The sequence below is a fragment of the Frondihabitans sp. 4ASC-45 genome, assembly GCF_049472575.1.
In the GTDB taxonomy this organism is placed as follows: Bacteria; Actinomycetota; Actinomycetes; order Actinomycetales; family Microbacteriaceae; genus Frondihabitans.
In genome coordinates, this window is sequence record NZ_JBCEBN010000010.1 from 21,435 (window position 1) to 46,356 (window position 24,922).

Genomic DNA, 24,922 nt, shown 5'->3' on the forward strand with positions numbered 1-24,922 from the left:
GAGTTCGCACCGCCCAGGATCCGACCCGGCTGGGCCGGTCGCGCACCCCCGGGAGTTCACTGGTCGCGTGGGCATACCGATTCGCCACCCTCTGATCGACGAGGTCACTCCGCACGTCGTGCGGATCGACTCTCGGGCGGTCGTGGTGCGCCTGAGTCCGCCGCTCGCCGAGCTGCTGGCTCGGCCGGCTCTCGGCGGGAGGCGCTTCGTGCTCGTCACCCCCGACACGTCGCGGCTCACTATTGGGCTCCGGGCTGCGCTGGTCGCCGCCGGGGGCGTCTGGGCGGTGACGACGCCGACCGGATTTCGCGACGGGATCACGGGTGTCGAACGCGCGTCGATCGACGACGCCGTGGAGGCACCCGTGGCGCCGCCTGGACAGGAGGCCGACGGTAGTCAGCCCGCCGCCTCGTGGGAGCAGGCTGTCGCCGACACGACGCAACTCAGCATCGACGTGGCGCTGCTGCATGCGGAGGCGCACGACACGGTGCTCGGCGGGGCGCTCGAGGCCCTGGCCGACGCCGTTTCGGGGACGAAGCCGCTCGTGTGGGGCCGGACCGAGCCGCTCGATCACGTTTGGGATCGCTGGGTGCTCACACAAGACGCACGGCATCGTGCTCCGGTGCCGTCTCGGATCCTCGTCGAGGGAGACCGTCTCTCCGCCGCCGTCACCGCCCGTGTCTCCGACGACGGGATCGAGGAGACCATCGCGCTGACCGTGGAGGTGCCGGGCGGAATCGAGGGGCTCGACCGTGCGATCGACCGGCTCCGGGCCGCGCTGGCCGAGCTCAGCAGGCGTTCGACGCCGACCTTCGCGCTCGTGCTGGCCCGCGTCGGCGAACCGGATCGGTGCCTGCGACCCGTCGAGTACCCGCCGCCGAACCCGGTCGCGCTTCTGATCGGTGCACCCTCGGTGGCACGCCTCGATCTCGACAGCCGGGACTTCGCCGGCGAGCAAGACGTGGTCGTCGTGGGCAGGCCCGCAGAGCCCGCCTACCTTCTGACGCTGGGGAGCGCGGCCAGCTCGGGGTGGGAGAGACTGAACGACGCGCTCAACTCGGTCGGCGGTGAGCCGATTGACCGGCGCGGGAGACGGGATCCTCATGCCCCGTGAGATCACAATTCTGAGCCCGGTCGACTTCGGCCTCACCGCTGTCGCGACGGCGTCGGAGGGGTTCGGCGGAGCGGTCGAGGTGCGCGAGATCGATGCGGGGGCGGCGCTTCAGGTCATGGCCGGCGACGGGGCCGTGCTACTGACCGTGTATCGACCGCTCCTGCTGAAGAGTGCGGGCGAGGTCGCTCGACTCCTGCCCGACGCACCCGACGTGGCGCTGCCGATCTGGTGGAGTGATGGGTTCTCGCCTCTCGGTGGCTCCGGTGAGGCGGGAGTGTCGATTGCCCTGCGGCTCGCTCTCGCGCTTGACGCGGTGTGTGTGGTCGCTGACTAGTGGGTCTGCGGGCTGCTCGGACCCGCAAGCGGCGGGAGGAAGCGCTAGGCCTACGCGTGACCCCGCAAGACAGCAGCCTTGACCTCGGCGATCGCCTGCGTCACCTGGATGCCACGCGGGCACGCCTCGGTGCAGTTGAACGTGGTGCGGCAACGCCACACGCCCTCTTTGTCGTTGAGGATGTCGAGGCGGACCTCGGAAGCCTCGTCGCGCGAGTCGAAGATGAAGCGGTGCGCATTGACGATGGCCGCCGGGCCGAAGTACTGGCCGTCGGTCCAGAAGACGGGGCACGACGAGGTGCACGCGGCGCAGAGGATGCACTTCGTGGTGTCGTCGAAGCGGGCGCGCTGCTCTGCCGACTGAAGTCGCTCTTTGTCGGGCTTCGACGAGGACTGCAGGAAGGGCTGCACTTCGCGGTAGGAGGCGAAGAAGGGCTCCATGTCGACGACGAGGTCTTTCTCGAGGGGCAGACCCTTGATCGCCTCGACGTAGACCGGCTTCGAGATGTCGAGGTCTTTCATGAGCGTCTTGCAGGCAAGACGATTGCGGCCGTTGATCCGCATGGCGTCGGAGCCACAGACGCCGTGAGCGCATGAGCGGCGGAACGTCAGCGAGCCGTCTTGCTCCCACTTGATCTGGTGCAGCGCGTCGAGCACGCGGTCGGTGGGGAGCATCTCGACCGAGAACTCCTGCCAGCGGGGCTCGGTGTCGGTGTCGGGATCGAAGCGGCGGATCATCATCGTCGCGGTGAACTTCTGGATCGCGTCGGCTGCAGCCGGACGCTCTTCGAGGACGGTGCTCATGTCAGTACTTCCGTTCCATCGGCTGGTAGTTCGTGATAACGACTGGCTTCGTGTCGAGTTTGATGTGGTCGCCGGCGTCAGCGGAGTGCGCGTCACCCGTGAGGTAGGCCATCGTGTGCACGAGCCACTTCTCGTCGTCGCGCTTCGGGAAGTCTTCGCGGAAGTGACCGCCGCGGCTCTCCTGGCGGGAAAGCGCCGAATAGACGACGACCTCGGCGAGGTCGAGCAGGAAGCCGAGCTCGATCGCCTCGAGCAGGTCGGTGTTGAAGCGCTTGCCCTTGTCTTGCACCGAGATGTTCAAGAACCGCTCGCGCAGCTCCTCGATCTTCTCGGTCACGGCGGTCAGCGTCTCTTCGGTGCGGAACACCTGGGCGTTGTCGTCCATCGAGTCTTGGAGCTCTTTGCGGAGTGTCGCGATCCGCTCGGTGCCGGTCGCTCCGCGCACCTGATCGATGAGGCCCTTCACGAAGTCGGCTGCGTCGTCGGGGAGCGGCACGAAATCGGCGGTCTTGACGTACTCGACGGCGTTGTCACCGGCGCGCTTGCCGAAGACGTTGATGTCGAGCAAGGAATTGGTGCCGAGACGGTTGGAGCCGTGCACGCTGACGCAGGCGCACTCGCCGGCGGCATAGAGGCCGGGCACGACCGTGGTGTTGTCGGCGAGCACCTCGGCCTTGACGTTGGTGGGGATGCCACCCATCGCGTAGTGAGCCGTCGGGAGCACAGGAACGGGCTCGGTGTACGGCTCGACGCCGAGGTAGGTGCGCGCGAACTCGGTGATGTCAGGCAGCTTGGCATCGATCACCTCGGGAGAGAGGTGGGTGATGTCGAGGTACAAATAGTCTTTGTTCGGGCCGGCGCCGCGACCCTCGCGGATCTCGGTGCGCATGCACCGGGCGATGATATCGCGGGGCGCCAGGTCTTTGATCGTGGGGGCGTAGCGCTCCATGAAGCGTTCGCCCTCGCTGTTGCGGAGGATGGCGCCCTCGCCACGGGCCGCCTCTGACAGGAGGATGCCGAGGCCCGCGAGGCCGGTGGGGTGGAACTGGAAGAACTCCATGTCTTCGAGCGGGAGGCCCTTGCGCCAGATGATGCCGACGCCGTCGCCGGTGAGCGTGTGCGCGTTCGAGGTCGTCTTGTAGATCTTGCCGAAGCCGCCCGTCGCGAAGATGACGGCCTTGCCCTGGAACACGTGCAGCTCGCCGGTCGAGAGCTCGTAGGCGACGACGCCCGCGGGGCGCTTCTCACCGTCGACCTCGGTCATGATCAGATCGAGCACGTAGAACTCGTTGAAGAAGTTGATGCCCAGCTTGACGCAGTTCTGGAAGAGCGTCTGCAGGATCATGTGGCCGGTGCGGTCGGCCGCGTAGCAGGCGCGACGCACGGGTGCCTTGCCGTGCTCAGACGTGTGGCCACCGAAGCGGCGCTGGTCGATCTTGCCCTCGGGGGTGCGGTTGAACGGCAGCCCCATGTTCTCGAGCTCAAGCACGGCGGTGATCGCCTCTTTGGCGAGGATCTCGGCGGCGTCTTGGTCGACGAGGTAGTCGCCGCCCTTGACGGTGTCGAAGGTGTGCCACTCCCAGTTGTCGTCTTCGACGTTCGCGAGAGCCGCGGCCATTCCGCCCTGAGCCGCACCGGTGTGCGAGCGGGTCGGGTACAGCTTCGAGATCACGGCGGTCGACGCACCGGCACCGGCCTGAATGGCGGCGCGCATTCCGGCACCACCGGCACCGACGATGACGATGTCGTGCTGGTGGTAGTGGATGCCGTCGACGGTGCGTGTCGGGGCGGTGGAGGAGTCTGGGATGTCTGACACGAGAGCCTTACGAGAGAGGGATTACTGGGCCGGGCAGAACGACGGGAGGTCGCTCGGAAGTGCGCCGGCGGGGCAGGGGCTGAAGGTCCACACGACGAGCGTGCCGAGGACCAGCAGGACGACGCTGGAGATGACGAGGGCCAACACGATGATCTTGCGGAGGCGCTGGTTGCCCACGTAGTCGTTCACGATCGTGCGCATGCCGTTCGAGCCGTGGATCAGGGCGAGCCACAGCAGGAGGGTGTCCCAGACCTTCCAGAACGGGTTGGCCCACTTGCCGGCGACGAAGCCGAAGTCGATGGCCTTGACGCCGCCCTCGCCTGCGATCAGGTTGGTGAAGAGGTGGGCGAAGATCAGCACCACGAGCAGCACGCCGCTGCCGCGCATGTACAGCCAGCCCCACTTCTCGAAGTTGGTGCTGCGCTTCGACACCCGCGCCGAGCGGGGAGCTTCGATGGTCTCGGTGGTCATCAGTGCATCACTCCGAGAAGACGTTCATGAGCTGGCGGGGGACGAAGCCGATGAGGAGGATGATCCACAGCGCGATCACGATCCAGAACATCAACCTCTGGTGCTTCGTGCCGTTGCCCCAGAAGTCGATGAGGATGATGCGCAGCCCGTTGAGGGCGTGGAAGCCGATCGCGGCGACGAGAGCCGTCTCGCCGAGCCCCATGATGGGCGTCTTGTAGGTGCCGATCACGGCGTTGTAGGCCGCGGGGCTGACCCGTACGAGAGCGGTGTCGAGAATGTGCACCAGGAGGAAGAAGTAGATCGACACACCGGTGATGCGATGGAGCACCCACGACCACATGCCTTCACGACCGCGGTAGAGCGTTCCCTGCACCCGACCAGGTCGGGGTGCGGGGATCTTCGGTGCGGGGGATCCGGTAAGGACCCCTGTCTGCTCGGCCATGAGCAACCCTCCAACTGGTCGGGGTGTGTCCGTAAGAAAAACTATTCCATCCTAGGCATCAGCCGAGAGTGGCCCGGACGGGGCCCTTCGACTTATCTCGATACCGAGAGAATGCTGGGACGCCGGGCGGCCGGCCTCCCGACACCCGTGGCGAAGGTCGAGCGTGCCGTCTCGTAGTGCTCGATGAGCTCGTCGCCGAGGGCCGTCCAGGTGCGCGCGACGACGGTGCGACGGCCGGCCTCGCCGAGTCGGGCCCGCTGCTCGGGCGACTCGACGAGAGACAGCACGGCGCGGCGGAACGAGTGCTCGTGCCGCGGGTCGAAGAGGTAGCCGTCGACGCCGTGGCGCACCAGGTCGAGCGGCCCTCCGGCGGCGGGTGCGACGACCGGCAGACCCGAGGCGTGTGCCTCCTGCAGCGTCTGGCCGAAGGTCTCGGTCGTGCCCGTGTGCACGAAGACGTCGAACGCCGCGTACGCCGTGGCGAGCTCCTCCCCGCGGAGGGCGCCCGTGAACACCGGGTCGAGCGGCGCGAGCTTGCGAGCGAGGGCACCCCGGCTCGGACCGTCGCCGACGACGACCAGCCGGATGTCTCGGATCCTGCGCAGCGCCGTCAGCCGCTCGAGCTCCTTCTCGGGTGCCAGGCGCCCCACGTAGCCGACGACGACCCGGTCGTCGCCGCCGAACGACGAGCGCAGGATCCGAGTGCGCGCCTCGAGACGCCGGTTCGGGTGGTAGAGGGCCGAGTCGACCCCTCGCCCCCACGTGGCGAGCGATTCGACGCCGATCCGCTCGAGGTCGCGGCGCGACGCCTGCGACGGCACGAGCGTGAGGGTCGCCCCCTGGTGCACGCGGCGGATCAGCTTCCAGACGAGAGCGGTTCCGGCGGCGCCGAAGCCGTTGCGGCCGGCGTACTTGGCCATATCGGTCTGGAAGATGGCCACGCTCGGCACACCGAGGCGGGCCGCCGCGGTGATCGCCTGGGCGCCGAGCACGAGGGGTGACGCGGCGTGCACGACGTCGGGGTCGAAGCCGGCGAGGAGGGCGCTCAGCTGGGGGCCGGGGATGCCGACCGGAAACTGGCGGTAGCCCACCGCCGGCATGCGGTGGACGGGAAAACCGGCGAAGCGATCGGGCCCGCGCCCGGCCGGGGCGATCACCATCGCCTCGTGGCCGCGGTCACGCAGGTGCTCCAGCACCCGGCACACGCTCGTGGTGACCCCGTTCAAGGTCGGCAGGAAGCTCTCGGTGACGATGGCTACGCGCAATCTGTTCCCCTCGGTTGCTGCTTGGAGGCTAGAAGCCCGGCGTGACGGGGGAGTGGCGGTGCTGTGAACGGCGGGTAGCGCGAGAGGGGCCGGGTCAGGGGGGCTTCTCGCGGATCCTCGGCGGCTCGCCGATAGGGTGTGGCCATGACAGCACTCGACCGCTTCTACAGCATCATCCCGGCCGGCGGGATCGGCTCGCGCCTCTGGCCGCTCAGCCGGGCCGACGCCCCCAAGTTCTTGCACGACCTCACCGGCAGCGGATCGACGCTGCTCCGGGGCACGTGGGATCGCTTGGCGCCGCTCAACGGCGATCAGCGGATCATGGTGGTCACCGGTCGCTCGCACCGGGCCGCCGTCGAGGCGCAGCTGCCCGACCTCCACGACCACAACGTGGTGCTCGAGTCGGAGCCCAAAGACTCGACCGCGGCGATCGGTCTCGCCGCCGCCATTCTGGTGAAGCGCGAGCCCGATGTGATCATCGGCTCGTTCGCGGCCGACCACGTCATCGCCGACCAGCGCGGTTTCGTCCGCGCCGTGAAGGAGGCCATCGCGGCCGCCGACGCGGGCTACATCGCGACCATCGGCATCACGCCCACCGAGCCCGCAGTCGGATTCGGATACATCCACCGGGGCGAACCCCTCGAGATCGAGGGGGCGCCGCACGCCGCCGCCGTCACCTCGTTCGTCGAGAAGCCCGAGTTCGAGACCGCCGAGGCCTACCTCGCCGACGGCAACTACCTCTGGAACGGCGGCATGTTCATCTCGCGCGCCGACCGCCTCCTCGAACAGCTCGGCGAGACGCGCCCGGAGCTGCTCGCCGGGCTGCTCGAACTGGCCGACGCCTGGGACACCCCGGCCAGGGGCGCCGTCGTCGACCAGATCTGGCCGAACCTCGAGAAGATCGCCATCGACTACACGGTCGCCGAGCCCGCTGCCGCGCAGGGGCGCCTCGCGGTCATCCCGGGCGACTTCGACTGGGACGACGTGGGCGACTTCGCCTCGATCGCCAAGCTGCACTCGAAGGGGCGCGCCTCCGATCTCGCGATCCTGGGCGAGAACGCGCGCGTGCTCGCCGACTCGTCGTCGGGCATCGTCGTCAGCCAGGGCGACCGTCTCATCTCGCTGATCGGCGTCACCGACATCGTCGTGGTCGACACCCCGGACGCCCTGCTCGTCACGACGAGCGCCAACGCGCAGCGGGTGAAGAGCGTCGTCGACGCGCTCAAGCTCTCGGGGCGCAACGACGTCCTCTGAGGTGCCCGGCCGACGCGAGCGGCATCGGGCATCGCTAGCACATCGCAGATATCGGCGCTGTTTCGCGTTGGTCGCGAGTCGGTAACGCTTGAGTCAACCGGGTCGACCGTGGTCAATACACCGCGTCACTTTAGGTAACCTGCCAGACATAGTGCTCAGCACCCGATGCTGGGCCGATTCTTGAGAATGACTGTCTGGGAGGACACTTTGACAATCTCAGCGCGGAAGGCCGTACTCACCGGCCTCGCCATCGTGGGCTCGACGGCGATCCTCGCCGGCTGCGGCTCCGCACCCGAAGCAACCGGAACTGCCAGCAGTGGCGCGAAGTCGAGCTACCTGCCGTGCATGGTCTCCGACTCGGGCGGGTTCAACGACAAGTCGTTCAACCAGCTCGGCCTCGAGGGGCTCCAGGAGGCGGCGACGACGCTCGGCTCCCAGGAGAAGCACGTCGAGTCGGCCGACGAGACCGTTTTCAACTCCAACATCACCAGCCTCGTCAACTCGAAGTGCAACCTGATCATCACCGTCGGATTCCTTCTCGCCGACGCGACGAAGACGGCCGCTGCGGCGAACCCGAACGTCGACTTCGCCACCATCGACGACTCGTCGAACACGGGCAAGAACGTCCAGGCGATCACGTTCAACACCTCCGAGGCCGCGTTCCTCGGTGGCTATGCGGCTGCTGCCTACTCGAAGAGCGGCGTCGTCGGCACCATGGGCGGTCTCCAGATCCCGACCGTCACCATCTTCATGGACGGCTTCGCCGACGGTGTGAAGTACTACAACGAGCAGAAGAACAAGAACGTCAAGGTCGTCGGCTGGAACGTCGACAGCCAGAAGGGCGTCTTCACCGGTGGCTTCGAGGCCGGAACCTCCGCCAAGCAGGCCGCTCAGAACCTCCTCGACCAGGACGCCGACGTCATCATGCCCGTCGGTGGCCCGATCTACCAGAGCGCCGCACAGGCCGTGAAAGACGCTGACAACGGCACCGTCCTGATCGGTGTCGACTCCGACACCTACGAGACCGACCCCGCCAACAAGTCGCTGTTCCTCACCAGCGTGGAGAAGGGCATCAAGCCCGCCACCAACGACGTCGTCACCGCGGCCGCGGAGGGCAAGTTCTCGAACAAGGCCTACGTCGGAACCCTCGCTAACGACGGTGTCGGACTGGCGCCGTTCCACGACTACGCAGACAAGGTCCCCTCGACCCTGCAGGGCGAGCTCGACAAGATCAAGGCCGGCATCATCGACGGTTCGATCCCCGTCGAGTCGAAGGCCACCGAGAAGTAGCACCTCAGGAGGGCCCGGAGCGACTATCGTCACTTCGGGCCCTCCGCTCTGCTCCGCCCCTGCCCCCGATCCAGGGAGAACCACCATGAAGCTCGAACTCCAGGGCATCACCAAGCGCTTCGGCGCCCTCACCGCGAACGATCACATCAGCCTCACTGTCGAGGCGGGTGAGATCCACGCTCTCCTCGGTGAGAACGGCGCCGGTAAATCCACCCTTATGAACGTCCTCTACGGCCTCTACCAGGCTGAAGAGGGCGACATTTTGCTCGACGACGTCGTCCAGCACTTCGACGGCCCCGGCGACGCCATGGCGGCCGGCATCGGCATGGTGCACCAGCACTTCATGCTCGTGCCCGTCTTCACCGTCGCCGAGAACGTCATGCTCGGCCACGAAGAGACGACCTTCGGCGGCCGCCTCGATCTGCCGGGCGCCCGCGCGAAGGTGCGCGAGATCTCACGGCGCTTCGGCTTCGACATCGACCCCGACGCCCTGGTCGAAGAACTGCCCGTCGGCGTTCAGCAGCGTGTCGAGATCATCAAGGCGCTCTCGCGCGACGCCAAGGTGCTCGTGTTCGACGAGCCCACCGCCGTGCTCACCCCGCAAGAGACCGATGAGCTGATGGTCATCATGCGGCAGCTCCGCGACGCGGGCACCGGCATCGTGTTCATCACGCACAAGCTGCGCGAGGTGCGCGAGGTCGCCGACCGCATCACGGTCATCCGCCTCGGCAAGGTCGTCGGCGAAGCCTCGCCCACCGCGTCGAACGCGGAGCTGGCCTCGCTGATGGTCGGTCGGTCGGTCGAGCTGACCGTGCAGAAGAACCCGCCGCAGATCGGCGACACAGCGCTCGTGGTCGACGACCTTCGGGTGATCGACGCGATCGGCCAGGTCGTCGTCGACGGTGTCTCGTTCGAGGTCAAGCGCGGCGAGGTGCTCGCCATCGCGGGTGTGCAGGGCAACGGGCAGACCGAGCTGACGGAGGCCCTCCTCGGACTCCAGGAGCGCGTCGAGGGGTCGGTCACTCTCGACGGCAAGCAGATCCAGGGCCTGAGCGTGCGCAAGGTGCTCGACGCCGGTGTCGGCTTCGTGCCCGAGGACCGCACCGAAGACGGTCTCGTCGGTCAGTTCACCATCGCCGAGAACCTCATGCTCGACCGCACCTACTCCGGCCCGTTCGTCAAACGGGGCTGGCTCAAACTGGTCGACCTCGCCGCGTTCGCGACCGAGAAGGTGCGCGAGTTCGACATCCGCAGCCAGGGCATCGCGACCCCGGTCGGCCGACTCTCCGGCGGAAACCAGCAGAAGGTCGTGCTCGCCCGCGAGCTCTCGCGCGACCTGCGCCTGTTCGTGGCGGCCCAGCCGACGCGAGGCATCGACGTCGGCTCGATCGAATTCGTGCACAAGCGCATCGTCGAGACCCGCGACTCGGGCGTGCCCGTCATCGTCGTGTCCACCGAGCTCGACGAGGTCGTCGCGCTCGCCGACCGCATCGCCGTCATGTACCGCGGCACGATCATCGGCATCGTCCCCGCCGACACCCCGCGCGACGTGCTCGGGCTCATGATGGCCGGCGAGACGCCGCCCGAGCTCGTCCCGCCCACGACCCACGAAACGGAGCCGGTCGCATGACCGAGACGACACCCACCCCGCCCGGGGAGACCGGGCTGGTCGAAGCCGCACCCGCCGCTGCCGGAACCCCGGCGCCGCACCGCGACGAGCCTGACGACCGCACCGCCAGGATCCTTCGCGACATCGTCTCGTCGAACGCGATGATCTCGGTGCTGGCCGTCGTGCTCGCCCTGGTGATCTCGGGGATCCTGATCGCCGCCACCGACCCCAACGTGCAAGAGACGGCGGGCTACCTCTTCGCCCGCCCGAGCGACTTCTTCGGGGCCGCCTGGAAGTCGATCTCGGTCGCATACGTGTCGATCTTCCAAGGGTCGATCATCGACTTCAGCGCCTACGGGTTCGCGGCGGGTATCCGCCCGTTCACCGAGACGCTGAACTACGCGATGCCACTGATCGTCGCCGGTCTCGGCGTCGCGCTCTCGTTCCGTGCCGGGCTCTTCAACATCGGCGGCCAGGGGCAGATCCTCGCCGGTGCCGCCGCGGCCGGTTGGGTCGGCTTCTCGTTCGACCTGCCGATCGGCGTCCACCTGCCGCTGGCGATTCTCGCCGGTATCGCCGGGGGCGCGTTCTGGGGCTTCATCGTCGGGTTCTTGAAGGCCCGCACGGGTGCCCACGAGGTGATCCTCACGATCATGCTCAACTACATCGCTCTCTACCTGCTGTCGTTCATGCTGCGCACCCCGGGCCTCCTCCAGATTCCCGGCTCGGCCAACCCGCAGTCGCCCGCGACGCTGCCGTCGGCGATCCTGCCGAAGATCCTCGGCCCGAACTACAACCTCAACCTCGGCTTCATCCTGGTGATCGCCGCGACGATCTTCTGCTCCTGGTTGCTCAACCGCTCGAGCCTCGGCTTCCGCTTCCGCGCGGTCGGCGAGAACCCGCACGCGGCGCGCACCTCGGGCATCAACGTCAAGAACGTCTACATCTACGCGATGGTGCTCTCGGGCGCCCTCGTGGGCATCGCCGGTGCCACCCAGGTGCTGGGCACGCTGACCACCGGATTCTCGTCGGGAATCGACGCCGGTATCGGCTTCGACGCGATCACCGTCGCCCTCCTCGGACGCTCGCGCCCGTGGGGCGTCTTCGGTGCGGGCATCCTGTTCGGTGCGCTCAAGGCCGGTGGCTATGCCATGCAGGCGGCCAACGGCGTTCCGATCGACATCGTGCTCGTCGTCCAGTCGCTGATCGTGCTGTTCGTTGCTGCGCCCCCGCTGGTGCGAACGATCTTCAGGATCCGGCAGCCCGGCACCGGCACACCGCCCCGCGCCCGTAAGACCTCGTCCGCCAAGACCGCCGTGGTGACCAAATGAGCACTCTCGCCCCCGACACCGCCATCCCCGCCGGAGATACCCCCGGCCTGGCCGTCGCCCGTACCCGCTCGTGGAAGGCCCCGATCGCGCTCGGCATCTTCGTCGTCGTGGCGCTCCTGCTCTTCGTCGTCGGCCACCGCGACGGCGACTCGACGTTCCGCCTCTCGACGTCGACCGACTTCGTCAAGCTCCCCAACGCGGTGCTCCCGTCGTTCGGAGCGGGCATCGTCGTCACTATCGTGCTGGCCCTCATCGCCCTGATCGCGGTCTTCCGCGTCTCGCGGTACCAGCGGGTGCCGCTCTGGCTCATCGCGGTCTTCGGCGTGCTGTTCTTCGTCGCGTTCCTCGCCTGGGCCGGCGCCGGTCAGTCGATCCTCGTGCCGGGCCTCCTGGTCGGCTCGCTGGGTCTCTCGACCCCGCTGATCTTCGGCGCCCTCGGTGGCGTCGTGTCGGAGCGGGTCGGCGTCGTCAACGTCGCCATCGAGGGCCAGCTGCTCGGCGGTGCGTTCGTCTCGGCCGTCGTCGCCAGCATCACGGGTTCGCTCTGGGTCGGTCTGATCAGCGCCATGATCGCCGGTGCCCTCGTCTCGATGGTGCTTGCGGTGTTCAGCATCCGCTATCTGGTCGACCAGGTGATCGTCGGCGTGGTGTTGAATGTCTTCGTCACGGGCCTCACGAGCTTCCTCTACTCGGAGGTGCTCACGAACACGCCCGACCTCAACCAGGGTCTGCGATTCCCAAAGCTCGACATCCCGGGGCTGAGCACCATCCCGCTGATCGGGCCGCTGCTCTTCCAGCAGAACGTGATCGTCTACCTGATGTACATCGCGGTCGCGGGCGTCTTCTTCGGCCTCTTCAAGACCCGCTGGGGCCTTCGCCTCCGCGCCGTGGGTGAACACCCGCAGGCAGCCGACACCGTCGGCATCCGGGTCAACGCCACTCGTTTCTGGAACGTGACTCTCGCGGGCGCCATCGCCGGTCTCGGCGGCGCGTTCTTCACGCTCGGCGACCTGGGCGAGTTCCAGAAGTCGATGACGGCGGGCGCCGGCTACATCGCCCTCGCCGCGGTCATCTTCGGCCGCTGGGATCCCATCCGAGCGACCCTCGCAGCCCTGCTCTTCGGATTCGCCAGCAACCTGCAGAACGTGCTCAGCTCGGTCGGCTCGCCCGTGCCCAGCGAGTTCATGCTGATGCTTCCGTACGTCGTCACGATCCTGGCCGTCGCCGGCCTCGTGGGTCAGTCACGCGGGCCTGCGGCCTCGGGAAAGGCGTACATCAAGTCATGACCGAGACAGATGCTGCGCAGCCGGATCCTTCGCTCCGAACCGGTTCTCCGGTCGGGGTCGACTGGAACCTCCTGCGCGAGACGGCCCGGGCCGCGATGGAGCGCGCCTACGTGCCGTACTCGAAGTTCCCGGTGGGGGCTGCCGCTCTCACCGACACCGGCCGCATCGTGTCGGGCTGCAACGTCGAGAACGCCTCGTACGGTCTGACGCTCTGCGCCGAGTGCTCGCTCGTCTCCGACCTCGTCATGGGCGGTGGCGGGCACCTCGTCGCCTTCGCCTGCGTCGACGGCAACGGCGGCGTGCTGATGCCCTGCGGTCGCTGCCGCCAGCTGCTCTACGAACACTCCGCCGAGGGAATGGTGCTCGACACCGTCTCGGGATTCAAGACAATCGACGAGGTGATCCCGGACGCGTTCGGGCCCCGTCAGCTCGAGGCCTACGAGGCCTCGCAGAAAGGCCGCTCATGACCACCTCCGTAGAACCCTTCGACGTCGTCGACCTGATCCGCACCAAGCGCTCCAAGGAAGCCCTGTCGACACCCGAGATCCAGTGGCTGATCGACGCCTACACACGCGGCTACGTGGCCGACGAGCAGATGGCCGCCGTGATCATGGCGATCTTCCTCAACGGCATGGAGCGCGCCGAGATCCGCGACATGACGCTCGCGATGATCGCCTCGGGCGAGACCATGTCGTTCCAGACGCTCGGCAAGACGACCGTCGACAAGCACTCGACCGGCGGAGTGGGCGACAAGATCACCCTGCCGCTGGCCCCGCTCGTGGCGTCGTTCGGCGTCGCCGTGCCGCAGCTCTCGGGCCGCGGGCTCGGCCACACCGGCGGAACCCTCGACAAGCTCGAGTCGATTCCCGGCTGGCAGGCCGACGTCTCGAACGAGCGCATGTTCGAGATCCTGAAAGATGTCGGCGCCGTGATCTGTGCCGCAGGATCCGGCCTGGCCCCCGCCGACAAAAAGCTGTACGCCCTCCGTGACATCACCGGCACGGTCGAGGCCATCCCGCTCATCGCCTCGTCGATCATGTCGAAGAAGATCGCCGAAGGCACCTCCGCCCTGGTGCTCGACGTGAAGTTCGGCTCGGGTGCGTTCATCCAAGACATCGACCAGTCGCGCCTCCTCGCCCGCACGATGGTCGACCTCGGCACAGACGCCGGAGTCACGACGTCGGCGCTGCTGACCGACATGAGCATTCCCCTCGGACTGACCATCGGCAACGCCCTCGAGGTGCGCGAGTCGGTCGAGACGCTCGCCGGAGGCGGTCCCGCCGACATCCGCGAGCTCACCGTCGCCCTCGCGCGCGAGATGCTGACTGCTGCCGGCCAGCCCGACGCCGATGTCGAGGCCGCCCTCGACGACGGTCGCGCTATGGACAGCTGGCGCCGCATGATCGAGGCGCAGGGCGGCGACCCCGACGCCGCTCTTCCGGTCGCTCGAGAGACCCACGTCGTCACGGCGCCCCGCTCGGGCTACCTCGACAAGCAGGAGGCGCTGCCCTTCGGCATCGCGGCCTGGCGCCTCGGAGCCGGCCGTGCTCGCAAGCAGGATCCGGTGATGGCGACGGCCGGCATCGAACTGCACGCGAAGCCGGGTGACCGCGTGGAGGAGGGGCAGCCGCTCTTCACCCTGCACACCGACGAGGCATCGCGGTTCGAGCGCGCCCTGGCGTCGGTCGAGGGAGCGTGGGGCATCGGATCCTCGGCTCCCGCCGCTCGTTCTCTCGTCGTGGAGCGAATCTCCTAGATTCGTCTACCTCGCTTGTGGTCGCCGTTCAGAGTGTCGCCTCCGAGCACTAGTACGGTGGTGCGTATGAGCGCACCGGACCAGGAATACCGTCTGCCCAACGGAGGGCCGAGCATCGCCGCCCTCCCCAAGGTCAGCCTGCACGACCACCTCGATGGCGGGCTTCGGCCCGCGACCATCGTCGAGCTCGCCTCTCAGGCCGGCATCGCCCTGCCGGTCGACGATGCCGCCGGTCTCGAATCGTGGTTCCAGACGCAGTCCGACTCGGGCTCGCTCGTCGAATACCTGAAGACCTTCGACGTCACTCTCGCCGTGATGCAGACGGCCGCCAACCTCCGACGGGTCGCGCACGAGTTCGTGCTCGACCTGGCCGCCGACGGCGTCATCCACGGTGAGATCCGCTGGGCGCCCGAGCAGCACCTGCGCGAGGGCCTCACCCTCGACGAGACGGTCGAGGCGGTCCAGGCCGGTATCGACGACGCCATCACCGACCTCGCCGAGCGCGGTCACGAGATCACCATCGGCCAGCTGGTCACCGCAATGCGCCACGCCGACCGGTCGCTCGAGATCGCCGAGTTGGCCCTCCGCCACCGAGAGAACGGCGTGATCGGCTTCGACATTGCCGGCGCCGAGCTCGGCTTCCCGCCGTCGGCCCACCAGGCCGCGTTCGACCTCCTGGCGCGCGAGTTCTTCCCCGTCACGGTTCACGCCGGCGAGGCCGACGGGCTCGACAGCATCAAGAGCGCCCTCTTCGACGGACGCACCCTCCGCCTCGGTCACGGCGTGCGCCTCGCCGAAGACATCAGCGTGCTCGGTCGCGAGAGCGACCACACGACCGTCGGCCTCGGCCCGATCGCCGCCTGGGTGCGCGACCGCGAGATCGCCCTTGAGCTGTCGCCGTCGTCGAACCTTCAGACCGGGGCCATCGCCCAGTGGGGCACCGAGCTCTACGACCACCCGTTCGACCTGCTCTATCAGCTCGGCTTCCGGGTCACGGTCAACGTCGACAACCGCCTGATGAGCGCAACGAGCCTCAGCCGCGAGCTGTCGCTGCTGTCGCAAGCCTTCGACTACGACCTCAGCGACCTCCAGGCGTTCCAGCTCAACGCGGCAGCAGCGTCGTTCCTCTCACTCGAAGATCGCGACGACCTGGCCGACCGCATCGTCGCCGGGTTCGAGCAGGCCTGAGATGGCGCTGCCCCCGCTTCCCGACGAGGCCATCGTGCTCGGGTCGCTCGCGCCCGACTGGCGTTCCGCCGTCGCGGTCGCCGGGGCCGCTCTCACGGCGTCCGGGGCCGCGCGTCCGGGCTACTCCGATGAGATGATCCGCATGATCGACGAGCACGGCCCCTACGTCGTGATCGCTCCCGGCCTCGCCCTCGCGCACGCCCGCCCCGACGATCAGGTGATCAGCGACGGCCTCGCCGTCGTCACCCTGGCCTCGCCGGTCTCGTTCGGGCACCCGCACAACGACCCGGTGCGCGTCATCGTCGGCCTCGCGGTCGAATCGGTCGGCGGCCACCTCGACCTTATCGCCGACATCGCCAACGTCTTCAACGACCAGAGCCGGATCGGCGCCCTCGCCGACGCGACGAGGGCCGACGACGTGAGAGCGATTATGGGTGTTGGTGCGGGGTCTGGTTCTAGCGCGGGTTCGTCTTCGTCTGAGGGTGGTTCTGGTTCGGGTTCTGGTTCGTCTGCTGGTGGTTCTGCTTCGGGTTCGTCGTCTGAGGGTGGCTCGTGAAGATCGTCACGATCTGCGGTGTCGGCATCGGGTCCAGCGGAATCCTGAAGGTCAACGCCGAGCGCGTGCTCGCCAAGCTCGACATCGAGGCCGACGTCGTCGCGGCCGACCTGGCAAGCGTTCGGTCTGTCGCCGACGACGCGCAGGTGATCCTGACGTCGGCCGAGTTCGTCGACGCGATCGGGCCGACCTTCGCCGACGTGATCGTGATCGTCAACCACTTCGACCTCGCCGAGCTCACCGAGAAGCTGGAGCGAGCTCTGGGCTGAGCCCGGCCTTCTGCTGTGTGGTGCGGGGTGCTCCGCTGCTGGGTGCAGTGCCCGCTGCGGGGTGCGGCGACGCGGGGTGCCGTGCTGCGATCTCTCGTCCCGTGAGGCGACGCGAATCGGCCAAGGTGCCAGCGCCGCGGCGCGCGAGGTTGGCCGATTCACGTCAGGCCGCGGGGTCGCGTGGCAAAGCGACGCGGTTCGGCCAAGGCGACGCGGCGCGCCACGTCGCATTGGCCGAACCGCGTCGGTTCGCCGATCCAGGCGACCGCGACCGCGACTGCGCCTGCGCCCGCGCCCGCGATCAGCGCAGCAGCTCGCGCACCCCGGAGTCGAGGGCGGCGACCACGGAGTCGGCCGCGGCGCGACGCTCGGCCGCGTCACCCGTCGTGCTCCACGCGTCGATGTAGACCTTCAGCTTGGGTTCGGTGCCGCTCGGACGCACGATGACGCGCGACCCGTCGTGTGACTCGTCGCCTGCCAGCCAGAAGCGGAGGATGTCGCCGGGCGGGAACTGCTCGAAACCGTGGGCGAAGTCGTCGAGCCGGTCGACCGGATACCCGCCGATCGTCGTCGGGGGCGCGGCTCGGAGCGCAGAGGTGATGCGGGGGATCTCGGCGAGGTCGCTGACGCGCAACGACACCTGGGACGACGCGAATGCGCCGAAGGTGGCGTCGAAGGCGCCGAGATGCTCCGCGAGACTCGACCCGGAGGCGTGCAGCTCCGTCGCGAGAGCGAGGATGTCGAGTGCCGCCGAAATTCCGTCTTTATCACGGACCTTGGCTGGATCGACGAGGTAACCGAGGGCCTCTTCGTAACCGTAGATGAGCCCGTCGACGCGCGAGACCCATTTAAAGCCCGTCAGGGTATCGACTGACTCGAGGCCGTATGCGGCGGCGACTGTGCGAAGAGCGGGGGAGGAGACGATCGACGCCGCCAGCACACCGGACGAATCACCCGATGCCTTGGCGCGTTCGGCCGCACGCCACCCCAGGATCGCTCCGACCTCGTTGCCGGTGAGACGACGCCAGCCGTCGCCGGACGGGTCGGGGATGGCGACGGCAAGCCGGTCGGCGTCGGGGTCGTTGGCGAGGATCAGGTCGGCCTCGACACGATCGGCGGTGGCGTACGAGAGGTCGAGAGCGCCGGGCTCTTCGGGGTTCGGGAAGGCGACCGTGGGGAAGGCCGCATCGGGTGCGACCTGCTCGGCGACGGGAATGGGCTCGGGGAAGCCCGCTGTGGCGATCGTGCGGCGAGCCACCTCCCACCCCACGCCGTGCATCGCCGTGTAGACGACTCGAGGCGCTGCAGCAGCGACGGCAAGCGAAGCCGAGCGCCCGGCGACGGCTGCGGTAAGCCTGACGTAGTCCGCGACGATGTCATCGCCGGCGATCACGTAGTCGTCGGAACGAGGCAGGTCGAGCACGGAGCCGGTGGCTGCCCGCTCGATCGCGGAGGCGATCTCGGCGTCGACGGGGCTGACGATCTGCGAGCCCTGATCCGCGCCGCCGAGGTAGACCTTGTAACCGTTGTCGCGCGGCGGATTGTGGCTGGCGGTGACCATCACGCCGGCTGAGACGTCGAGGTGGCGCACGGCGAAGGCCAGCACGGGGGTGGGGAGTGCCCGCGGGAGGAGGGTCGCGCGCACGCCGGCGGCGGTCATGATCTCGGCGGTATCGCGGGCGAAGACGTCGCTGTTGGTGCGGCCGTCGTAGCCGATCACGATGCTGGGGGAGGCAGAGGTGGGATCCGACGCTGCCCGGTCGACGAGGAACGCAGCAAACCCGGCGGCGGCCTGAGCGACGAGCACGCGGTTCATCCGCTTGGAGCCGGCTCCGAGTTCGCCTCGCAGGCCTGCCGTGCCGAACTCGAGCCGGCCATCGAACCTGTCGGCCAGGTCGGCGTGGGCTTCCGCAGCCACTTCGGCGTCGTCGCCGTCGAACCGAGCGAGCAACTCAGACAGCTCGGCGCGCGTCTCGGCGTCGGGGTCTTGTGCCAACCAGGCTGCTGCGGTGGCGCGAAGAGTATTCGCGTCGCTCACAGGGCCGCCACCACCCGCGCGAGCAGCTGGCTGATCGCACCTTCGGCGTCTTTGCCGGCCTGGAGCACCTCTTCGTGGGCGAGGGGCGTCTTCTGGATGCCGGCCGCGAGGTTGGTGATCAGCGAGAAGCCGAGGATTTCCATGCCGGCCTGGCGTGCCGCGATGGCCTCGAGGCTCGTGGACATGCCGACGATGTGGCCTCCGATTGCCTTGGCCATCTGCACCTCGGCCGGTGTCTCGTAGTGGGGGCCTCGGAACTGCGTGTACACGCCTTCGTCGAGGCTGGGGTCGACGGAGCGTGCCACGTCTCGGAGTCGCTTCGAGTAGAGGTCGGTGAGGTCGATGAACGTGGCGCCCTCGAGCGGCGAGTCGGCCGTGAGGTTGATGTGGTCGCTGATGAGCACGGGCTGCCCGGGCTTCCAGGTCTCGCGGATACCCCCGGCTCCATTGGTCAGAACCATGATCTTCGCGCCTGTCGCGGCGGCGGTGCGCACGCTGTGGACGACGCGTCGCACGCCGTGGCCTTCGTAGTAGTGCGTGCGCGCACCGATGATCAGCGCATGACGGCCATCCGCAAGGCGGATGCTGCGCAGCGACCCGGAGTGGCCGACGACGGCCGAGGCGCCGAAACCAGTGATTTCGGTCGCGGGAATCTCGGCCACGCTCTCGCCGATCAGCTCGGCGGCGCGACCCCATCCGCTCCCGAGCGTGAGTGCGATGTCGTGACTTGCCACGCCGGTGGCCTCCGCAATCTCGGCGGCGGCCGTGGCTGCGACCTCGAACGGGTCGGTCGACGGATCGTCGAGGGGGGTCGCGGGGCTGCCGAGTGAGGGGCTGGAGGTCGAAGACATGCGAACAACTCTAGGGGCGACGGAGGGCGGTCGGGGGCACTCTCCACAGGGTGGCGCGAGAGCGCAGGATCCGGGCGGCCTCTGCCGGATCCCGCGTCTTCGTCTCCACAGATCAGGATCCGGCCCCACCCCTGCACAGATCGCCGCCGCCCGCGCCCCGGCCGCTGCCGACCCGCCACCCTCGTGGGATGGACACTGTGCAAGCGACCGTTCGCCGACTTGGCGGCCTCGTTCCGGCCAAGCTGCTACTCGGAGCGGGGGTGAGCCCGCGAGATCTTCAGCAGGCGGTGGCGACTCAGACACTTCTTCGCGTCCGGCGGGGTTTCTACGCCGTACCGGAGACCCCCGCCGCGGCCCTGACTGCGGTTCGGGTCGGAGGCCGGCTGTCGGGGTTGAGCGCCACCGATTCTTACGGGCTCTGGGGCGGTTGGAGTGAGCCCGTCCACGTCAGCGTGCTGCCGAATGCGAGCAGACTCCGCACTGTCTCCGTTCCCTCGGGCCGTCACCCGGGCACCTGCCTCGTGGACGATCGATGGCACCGGCCGGTCCTCCTGCACTGGGACGACGATCATCGCGACGCCGACCAGTGCTGGCGGGTCGGCCTGCCCCGTGCGGTGGCGCAGGTAATGCGCTGGCATGACACGGAGACGGCGGTTGCATGCCTCGACACGGTGCGCTCGCTTCGTGGTGCCGGCGAGGTCGCATTGAAGCGACTCGCCGACGGCATCCCGCGCCTGGAAGCCCTCGTCAGGGCAAGTCGGCCCGGCATGGGATCAGGAGTCGAGTCGATCACACGGCAGAGGCTGACGGCCCAGGGCGTCGAACTCGAGGCGCAGGCCGACATCCCGTTCGTGGGGACCGTCGACTTTCGCGTCGTCGGTACGGCCGTGCTCATTGAAGTCGATGGGTTCGAGTTCCACAGGTCGAAAGCGCAGTTCGACGAGGATCGGCGGCGCGACGCCGTGGCGGTCTCGCGGGGCTGGATCCCGCTGCGGTTCAGCGCCGACCAGGTGCGCGATCGCTGGCTGTGGGTGCAGGGCACCGTGTTGGCGACGGTGGCTCGAGCGCGGCTGTGAGTGATGGTCGGCTCGTTCCAGACGCCCGAGCCTGAATTCAGGTGTGGGCGAGCGCGGTCGGTGGCCTGAATTCAGGAGTGGAGGATCCTGGCGCCTGCAATCAGGAGCGTCCAAGGGGCCGGCTCCTGCTTAATACGCTCAGCCCGTCCCCACTCCTGAGTCGGGAGACGACGCACCTGAATTCAGGAGTGAGCCGTGTGAATACGGGCAAGCAACGCGATCGGCGGCAGGTAGGCAGAGCATACAACAGTGAGTGCTGACATGAGCGCACGCCGCACGCGCGAAAGGAGCCAAGCAGGCAGCGAGCCCAGCTAATCGCCGATCGACAGCAGCACGTGCCCCGCCGACACGGTGGTGCCGACGGCCGCATCGATGCCCGTGATGACGCCATCGCGGTGGGCCGCGACGGGCTGCTCCATCTTCATGGCCTCGAGCACGAGCACGAGGTCGCCCTTGACGACGGCCTGGCCCTCGGTCACGGCGAGCTTCACGACGGTGGCCTGCATCGGAGCAACGACCGCGTTGCCGGTAGCAGCCGAGCCGGCGTTGCGGCCGGCACTGCGACCCGAGCGCGATCCACGCGGGGCCGGAGCGGAGGCACCGGCGCCGGCGGCACCGGAGCGCGAGCCGAGAGTCGCGGGGAGCGTCACCTCGATGCGCTTGCCACCGACCTCGACCACGACGGTGGAGCGGGCCGCGGCGACGGAGGGCGCGGAGGCCTCACCCGACCACGGCTCGATGGTGTTGTCGAATTCGGTTTCGATCCAGCGGGTGTAGATCGAGAACGGGGTGCCGGGCTCGGGCGCGAACGCGGGGTCGTCGACGATCACGCGGTGGAACGGCAGCACGGTGGGGAGACCGGCGACCTCGAACTCGGCGAGAGCGCGGCGCGAGCGCTCGAGGGCGTCTTCGCGCGACGAACCCGTGACGATGAGCTTGGCGAGCAGCGAGTCGAACGATCCGGAGATCTCATCGCCCGCCTGCACGCCAGAGTCGACGCGAACGCCGGGGCCGCTGGGTGCCTTGAAGACGTGCACCGGGCCGGGTGCGGGCATGAAGCCGCGACCGGCGTCTTCGCCGTTGATGCGGAACTCGAAGGAGTGGCCGCGCGGCTCGGGGTCGGCGTAGTCGAGCGTGCCGCCCTCGGCGAGACGGAACTGCTCGCGCACCAGGTCGATGCCGGTGACCTCCTCCGAGACGGGGTGCTCGACCTGGAGGCGCGTGTTGACCTCGAGGAACGAGACGGTGCCGTCTTGGCCGATCAAGAACTCGCAGGTACCGGCGCCGACGTAGCCGACCTCGCGCAGGATCGCCTTCGAGGCGGTGTAGAGCGCGGTGAGTTGGTCGGGGGAGAGGAACGGGGCGGGTGCCTCTTCGACGAGCTTCTGGTGACGACGCTGGAGCGAGCAGTCGCGGGTCGAGACGACGACGACGTTGCCCTCGGCATCGGCGAGGCACTGGGTCTCGACGTGGCGGGGCTTGTCGAGGTACTTCTCGACGAAGCACTCGCCGCGACCGAAGGCGGCGACAGCCTCGCGCACGGCCGAGTCGTACAGCTCGGGGATCTCTTCGCGGGTGCGAGCGACCTTGAGGCCGCGACCGCCGCCGCCGAAGGCCGCCTTGATCGCAACGGGAAGGCCGTGGGTGTCGACGAAGTCGAGTACCTCGTCGGAGCCGGTGACGGGGTTGAGGGTGCCGGGGGCGAGCGGCGCTCCGACCTTCTCGGCGATGTGACGCGCCGAGACCTTGTCGCCGAGCTTCTCGATCGCGTCGGGCGACGGGCCGATCCACACGAGGCCGGCGTCGGTGACGGCTCGGGCGAAGTCGGCGTTCTCGGCCAGGAACCCGTAGCCCGGGTGGACGGCATCGGCCCCCGAGCGGCGGGCGATCGACAGGATCTTGTCGATGACCAGGTACGTGTCGGCACTCGTGGTGCCGTCGAGCGAGTAGGCCTCGTCGGCGAGGCGGGCGTGGAGGGCGTCTCGGTCTTGGTCGGCGTAGACCGCGACGGACGCGATAGAGCTGTCTCGCGCGGCGCGGATGACCCGGACTGCGATCTCTCCACGGTTGGCAATGAGCACCTTGGTAATTCGCGGCATAAATCCCAAGCCTACGGCCCCGAGAGGTCGCTCCTTTGGTCGCCCCGCACAAAAAGCCCGATTGCGGACGGGCCGGATCCTACAATTTTGTGACGACCGGAGACCTCAGGATCCGGCGGAGGCGCCGCTCAGGCCACCCTGAACGGCGTTCCACAGCTCGGGCCACTCGATGCCGAAGTGGTCGCGGAGGAGCTTTCGCAGCACCGGGATCGACAGGCCGACTACCGCGCTCGGCGTGCCCTCGATTTCGGTGATGAACGCCGAGGCCAGGCCGTCGATCGTGAATGCGCCGGCGACCTCGAGCGGCTCTCCGGACGCGATGTAGTGGGCGATCTCGGAGTCGGTGAGGTCGTCGGCGAAGGTGAGGTGGGCCTCTGCGGCGGCGGAGTGGCCGGCGTGCGGGCGCCCGCCGCGGTGGTCGATGAGGTGGTGCCCGGAGTGGAGAGTGCCCCGGCCGACGCGGGCCATCTGGCGCCAGCGGTCGGTTGCGACGAGGGGGTCGTGCGGCTTGCCGTAGACGGCGCCTTCGATCTCGAACGCCGAGTCGCCGCCGAGGATGAATCCGTCGATGTCGGCGCCGTCGACCTGCGCCCCGATCACCGCCTCCGCTTTCGCGCGGGCCAGGAGCGTGACGGTCTCGACGGCGGTCAGCGGCCGGCCGAGGGTGGCCTCCTCGTGCGCCACCGCCTCGTCTTCGTCGACGCCGGGCGAGATGAGCAGGGGTTCGATTCCGGCAGCCCGCAGCAGGGCGAGGCGGGCGGGCGAGGTGCTGGCGAGATAGAGGCGCACGGGCATGCGTCAAGAGTGTCAGACCGATACGCCAGACTTGCTCCATGGGTGAAATGCTTGGAAAAGACGTCGAGCTCGACGTGACCGGAATTGCACACGGCGGAATCTCCGTCGCACGCCTCGACGGTCGGGTCGTCTTCGTGACCGATGCGATCCCGGGCGAGCGGGTGCGCGCGCGCATCACCGAAGACCGCAAGAAGTCGTTCTGGCGAGCCGACACCGTCGAGGTGCTCGACGCTTCGCCGCACCGACAGGAGCACGTCTGGGGCGCCGCCTCGGTCGATCGCGACCCGTCGCAGCGTGCTGGCGGGGCCGAGTTCGGGCACATCGCCCTCGCCCACCAGCGCGAACTCAAGCGTCAGGTGCTGATCGACGCTCTCTCGCGCATGGCGGGCATCGACTTCGACGTCGTCGTCGAGGGCGTTCCGGGCGACGACGAGGTCGGCGGAACCCGCTGGCGCACCCGCGTACGGCTCCACGTCGATGAGTCCGGCCGCCCGGGGCCGTACGCGCAGCGCTCCCACACCGTCATCGCCGTCGACGACCTGCCGCTCGCCACCGCGGCCGTCGAGGAGGCCGCGCCCCTCGAGCAGCGCTTCGTGGGCGAGGAGCACGTCGACGTGCTCTCGCCGAGCGAGGGCGGGGCCCGTCTGATCATCGGCAAGCAGGCGCGCACCACCGTGGTCGAGCGCGTCGGCGAGCGCGAGTTCCGGCTCGACGACGGGGGGTTCTGGCAGGTGCACCACGGGGCTGCCCAGACCCTTACCGCGGCGGTACAAGATCTGATCGACCCGGCCCTGATGGATCCTCGGGCGATGAACCTCGACCTCTACGGCGGAGTCGGCCTTCTCGCCGCGGCCGTCGGCGATCGATTCGGCCAGGCTCTTCGCATCACCAGCGTCGAGAGCGACTCACGAGCCACCGACCACGCGGCCGAAAATCTGCAGGAGTGGATCGGTGCATCGGCCGTCACGGGTCGGGTGGAGCGCTGGATCCGAGAGCTCACCTCGACCGCGAACCAGGGCGACCGCGAGCGGTTGCGTCAGGCGACCGTCGTGCTCGACCCGCCCCGATCGGGGGCTGGGAAGGACGTCGTGGGCCGGATAACCTCAGCGAGTCCCGCTCAGGTCGTCTACGTCGCCTGTGACCCCGTCGCCCTGGCGCGAGACATCGCCCTCTTCCAGGAGGGCGGTTACCACCTCGACGGCATTCGTGCTTTCGACCTGTTCCCCCACACGCACCACCTTGAAACCGTGGTGCGCCTGACCCGGTGAGCGACACCCAT

The 24,922-nt window shown here is 68.4% G+C and carries 23 protein-coding genes; 14 read left to right on the forward strand and 9 right to left on the reverse strand.

Features of this window, described 5'->3' with window-relative positions:
* Positions 1–67: 67 nt before the first annotated feature.
* Together VH571_RS14540 and VH571_RS14545 are read left to right on the forward strand one after the other, a co-directional pair.
* Positions 68–1,114 (forward strand): DUF6177 family protein, encoded by a 1,047-nt coding sequence (locus VH571_RS14540; protein WP_423265137.1) that lies wholly within the window; start codon positions 68–70, stop codon positions 1,112–1,114.
* Positions 1,104–1,448 carry a hypothetical protein gene (locus VH571_RS14545; protein ID WP_423265138.1) on the forward strand — a complete coding sequence of 115 codons (345 nt, stop codon included), beginning with the start codon at positions 1,104–1,106 and terminating at the stop codon, positions 1,446–1,448. Before VH571_RS14540 ends, VH571_RS14545 begins: the two co-directional genes overlap by 11 nt.
* 50 nt (positions 1,449–1,498) lie before the next feature.
* Here VH571_RS14545 and VH571_RS14550 read toward each other — a convergent pair whose 3' ends face one another.
* The 5 genes from VH571_RS14550 to VH571_RS14570 form a co-directional block, all read right to left on the reverse strand.
* Positions 1,499–2,251 (reverse strand): succinate dehydrogenase iron-sulfur subunit, encoded by a 753-nt coding sequence (locus VH571_RS14550; RefSeq protein ID WP_055959493.1) that lies wholly within the window; start codon positions 2,249–2,251, stop codon positions 1,499–1,501.
* Between the two features lies 1 nt (position 2,252).
* Positions 2,253–4,067 (reverse strand): succinate dehydrogenase flavoprotein subunit, encoded by a 1,815-nt coding sequence (gene sdhA, locus VH571_RS14555; protein WP_233573016.1) that lies wholly within the window; start codon positions 4,065–4,067, stop codon positions 2,253–2,255.
* A 21-nt stretch (positions 4,068–4,088) separates the two neighbouring features.
* Positions 4,089–4,538: a succinate dehydrogenase hydrophobic membrane anchor subunit gene (locus tag VH571_RS14560; protein WP_423265139.1), complete on the reverse strand. Its 450-nt coding sequence runs from the start codon at positions 4,536–4,538 to the stop codon at positions 4,089–4,091.
* Between the two features lie 7 nt (positions 4,539–4,545).
* Positions 4,546–4,980 carry a succinate dehydrogenase, cytochrome b556 subunit gene (gene sdhC / locus VH571_RS14565; RefSeq protein WP_123942015.1) on the reverse strand — a complete coding sequence of 145 codons (435 nt, stop codon included), beginning with the start codon at positions 4,978–4,980 and terminating at the stop codon, positions 4,546–4,548.
* A 92-nt stretch (positions 4,981–5,072) separates the two neighbouring features.
* A complete protein-coding gene (locus tag VH571_RS14570) occupies positions 5,073–6,245 on the reverse strand; it encodes a glycosyltransferase family 4 protein (RefSeq protein WP_423265140.1) in 1,173 nt (390 codons plus the stop codon).
* A 144-nt stretch (positions 6,246–6,389) separates the two neighbouring features.
* On the opposite strand from VH571_RS14570, the gene VH571_RS14575 reads away from it, so the two are divergent.
* From VH571_RS14575 to VH571_RS14620, 10 genes are all read left to right on the forward strand, one after another.
* A complete protein-coding gene (locus VH571_RS14575; RefSeq protein WP_123942019.1) occupies positions 6,390–7,499 on the forward strand; it encodes a mannose-1-phosphate guanylyltransferase in 1,110 nt (369 codons plus the stop codon).
* Positions 7,500–7,706: 207 nt separating this feature from the next.
* The gene (locus VH571_RS14580; RefSeq protein WP_084816140.1) at positions 7,707–8,789 is read left to right on the forward strand and encodes a BMP family lipoprotein; all 1,083 of its coding nucleotides are present in this window, start codon (positions 7,707–7,709) and stop codon (positions 8,787–8,789) included.
* Between the two features lie 85 nt (positions 8,790–8,874).
* Positions 8,875–10,419, forward strand: a complete 1,545-nt coding sequence (locus VH571_RS14585) for an ABC transporter ATP-binding protein (protein ID WP_055959483.1) — start codon at positions 8,875–8,877, stop codon at positions 10,417–10,419.
* Positions 10,416–11,729 (forward strand): ABC transporter permease, encoded by a 1,314-nt coding sequence (locus tag VH571_RS14590; protein ID WP_423265141.1) that lies wholly within the window; start codon positions 10,416–10,418, stop codon positions 11,727–11,729. Before VH571_RS14585 ends, VH571_RS14590 begins: the two co-directional genes overlap by 4 nt.
* The gene (locus VH571_RS14595) at positions 11,726–13,015 is read left to right on the forward strand and encodes an ABC transporter permease (RefSeq protein WP_423265142.1); all 1,290 of its coding nucleotides are present in this window, start codon (positions 11,726–11,728) and stop codon (positions 13,013–13,015) included. Before VH571_RS14590 ends, VH571_RS14595 begins: the two co-directional genes overlap by 4 nt.
* The gene (locus tag VH571_RS14600; protein ID WP_423265143.1) at positions 13,012–13,482 is read left to right on the forward strand and encodes a cytidine deaminase; all 471 of its coding nucleotides are present in this window, start codon (positions 13,012–13,014) and stop codon (positions 13,480–13,482) included. The genes VH571_RS14595 and VH571_RS14600 overlap by 4 nt, the downstream gene beginning before the upstream one ends.
* Positions 13,479–14,771, forward strand: a complete 1,293-nt coding sequence (locus VH571_RS14605; RefSeq protein WP_423265144.1) for a thymidine phosphorylase — start codon at positions 13,479–13,481, stop codon at positions 14,769–14,771. Before VH571_RS14600 ends, VH571_RS14605 begins: the two co-directional genes overlap by 4 nt.
* A gap of 66 nt (positions 14,772–14,837) precedes the next feature.
* On the forward strand, positions 14,838–15,959 hold the full coding sequence (locus tag VH571_RS14610; RefSeq protein WP_423265145.1) for an adenosine deaminase: 1,122 nt from the start codon (positions 14,838–14,840) through the stop codon (positions 15,957–15,959).
* 1 nt (position 15,960) lies between these two features.
* The gene (locus tag VH571_RS14615; RefSeq protein WP_423265146.1) at positions 15,961–16,515 is read left to right on the forward strand and encodes a PTS sugar transporter subunit IIA; all 555 of its coding nucleotides are present in this window, start codon (positions 15,961–15,963) and stop codon (positions 16,513–16,515) included.
* Positions 16,512–16,784, forward strand: coding sequence for a PTS sugar transporter subunit IIB (locus VH571_RS14620; RefSeq protein WP_123942037.1), 273 nt, complete (start codon positions 16,512–16,514; stop codon positions 16,782–16,784). The genes VH571_RS14615 and VH571_RS14620 overlap by 4 nt, the downstream gene beginning before the upstream one ends.
* 301 nt (positions 16,785–17,085) lie before the next feature.
* Here the strand turns inward: VH571_RS14620 and VH571_RS14625 are convergent, their stop codons facing one another.
* Both VH571_RS14625 and VH571_RS14630 read right to left on the reverse strand, forming a co-directional pair.
* A complete protein-coding gene (locus VH571_RS14625) occupies positions 17,086–18,822 on the reverse strand; it encodes a phospho-sugar mutase (RefSeq protein WP_423265147.1) in 1,737 nt (578 codons plus the stop codon).
* A complete protein-coding gene (locus VH571_RS14630; RefSeq protein ID WP_423265148.1) occupies positions 18,819–19,673 on the reverse strand; it encodes a purine-nucleoside phosphorylase in 855 nt (284 codons plus the stop codon). The genes VH571_RS14625 and VH571_RS14630 overlap by 4 nt, the downstream gene beginning before the upstream one ends.
* 188 nt (positions 19,674–19,861) lie before the next feature.
* On the opposite strand from VH571_RS14630, the gene VH571_RS14635 reads away from it, so the two are divergent.
* A complete protein-coding gene (locus VH571_RS14635; protein WP_423265149.1) occupies positions 19,862–20,749 on the forward strand; it encodes an endonuclease domain-containing protein in 888 nt (295 codons plus the stop codon).
* A gap of 311 nt (positions 20,750–21,060) precedes the next feature.
* On the opposite strand, the gene VH571_RS14640 is transcribed toward VH571_RS14635, so the two are convergent.
* The gene (locus tag VH571_RS14640; protein ID WP_423265150.1) at positions 21,061–22,848 is read right to left on the reverse strand and encodes an acetyl/propionyl/methylcrotonyl-CoA carboxylase subunit alpha; all 1,788 of its coding nucleotides are present in this window, start codon (positions 22,846–22,848) and stop codon (positions 21,061–21,063) included.
* A gap of 105 nt (positions 22,849–22,953) precedes the next feature.
* Entirely contained in the window at positions 22,954–23,643 is a 690-nt protein-coding gene (locus VH571_RS14645; protein WP_423265151.1) for a Maf family protein, read from the reverse strand.
* A 38-nt stretch (positions 23,644–23,681) separates the two neighbouring features.
* On the opposite strand from VH571_RS14645, the gene VH571_RS14650 reads away from it, so the two are divergent.
* On the forward strand, positions 23,682–24,911 hold the full coding sequence (locus VH571_RS14650; RefSeq protein ID WP_423265152.1) for a class I SAM-dependent RNA methyltransferase: 1,230 nt from the start codon (positions 23,682–23,684) through the stop codon (positions 24,909–24,911).
* Positions 24,912–24,922 lie beyond the last annotated feature (11 nt).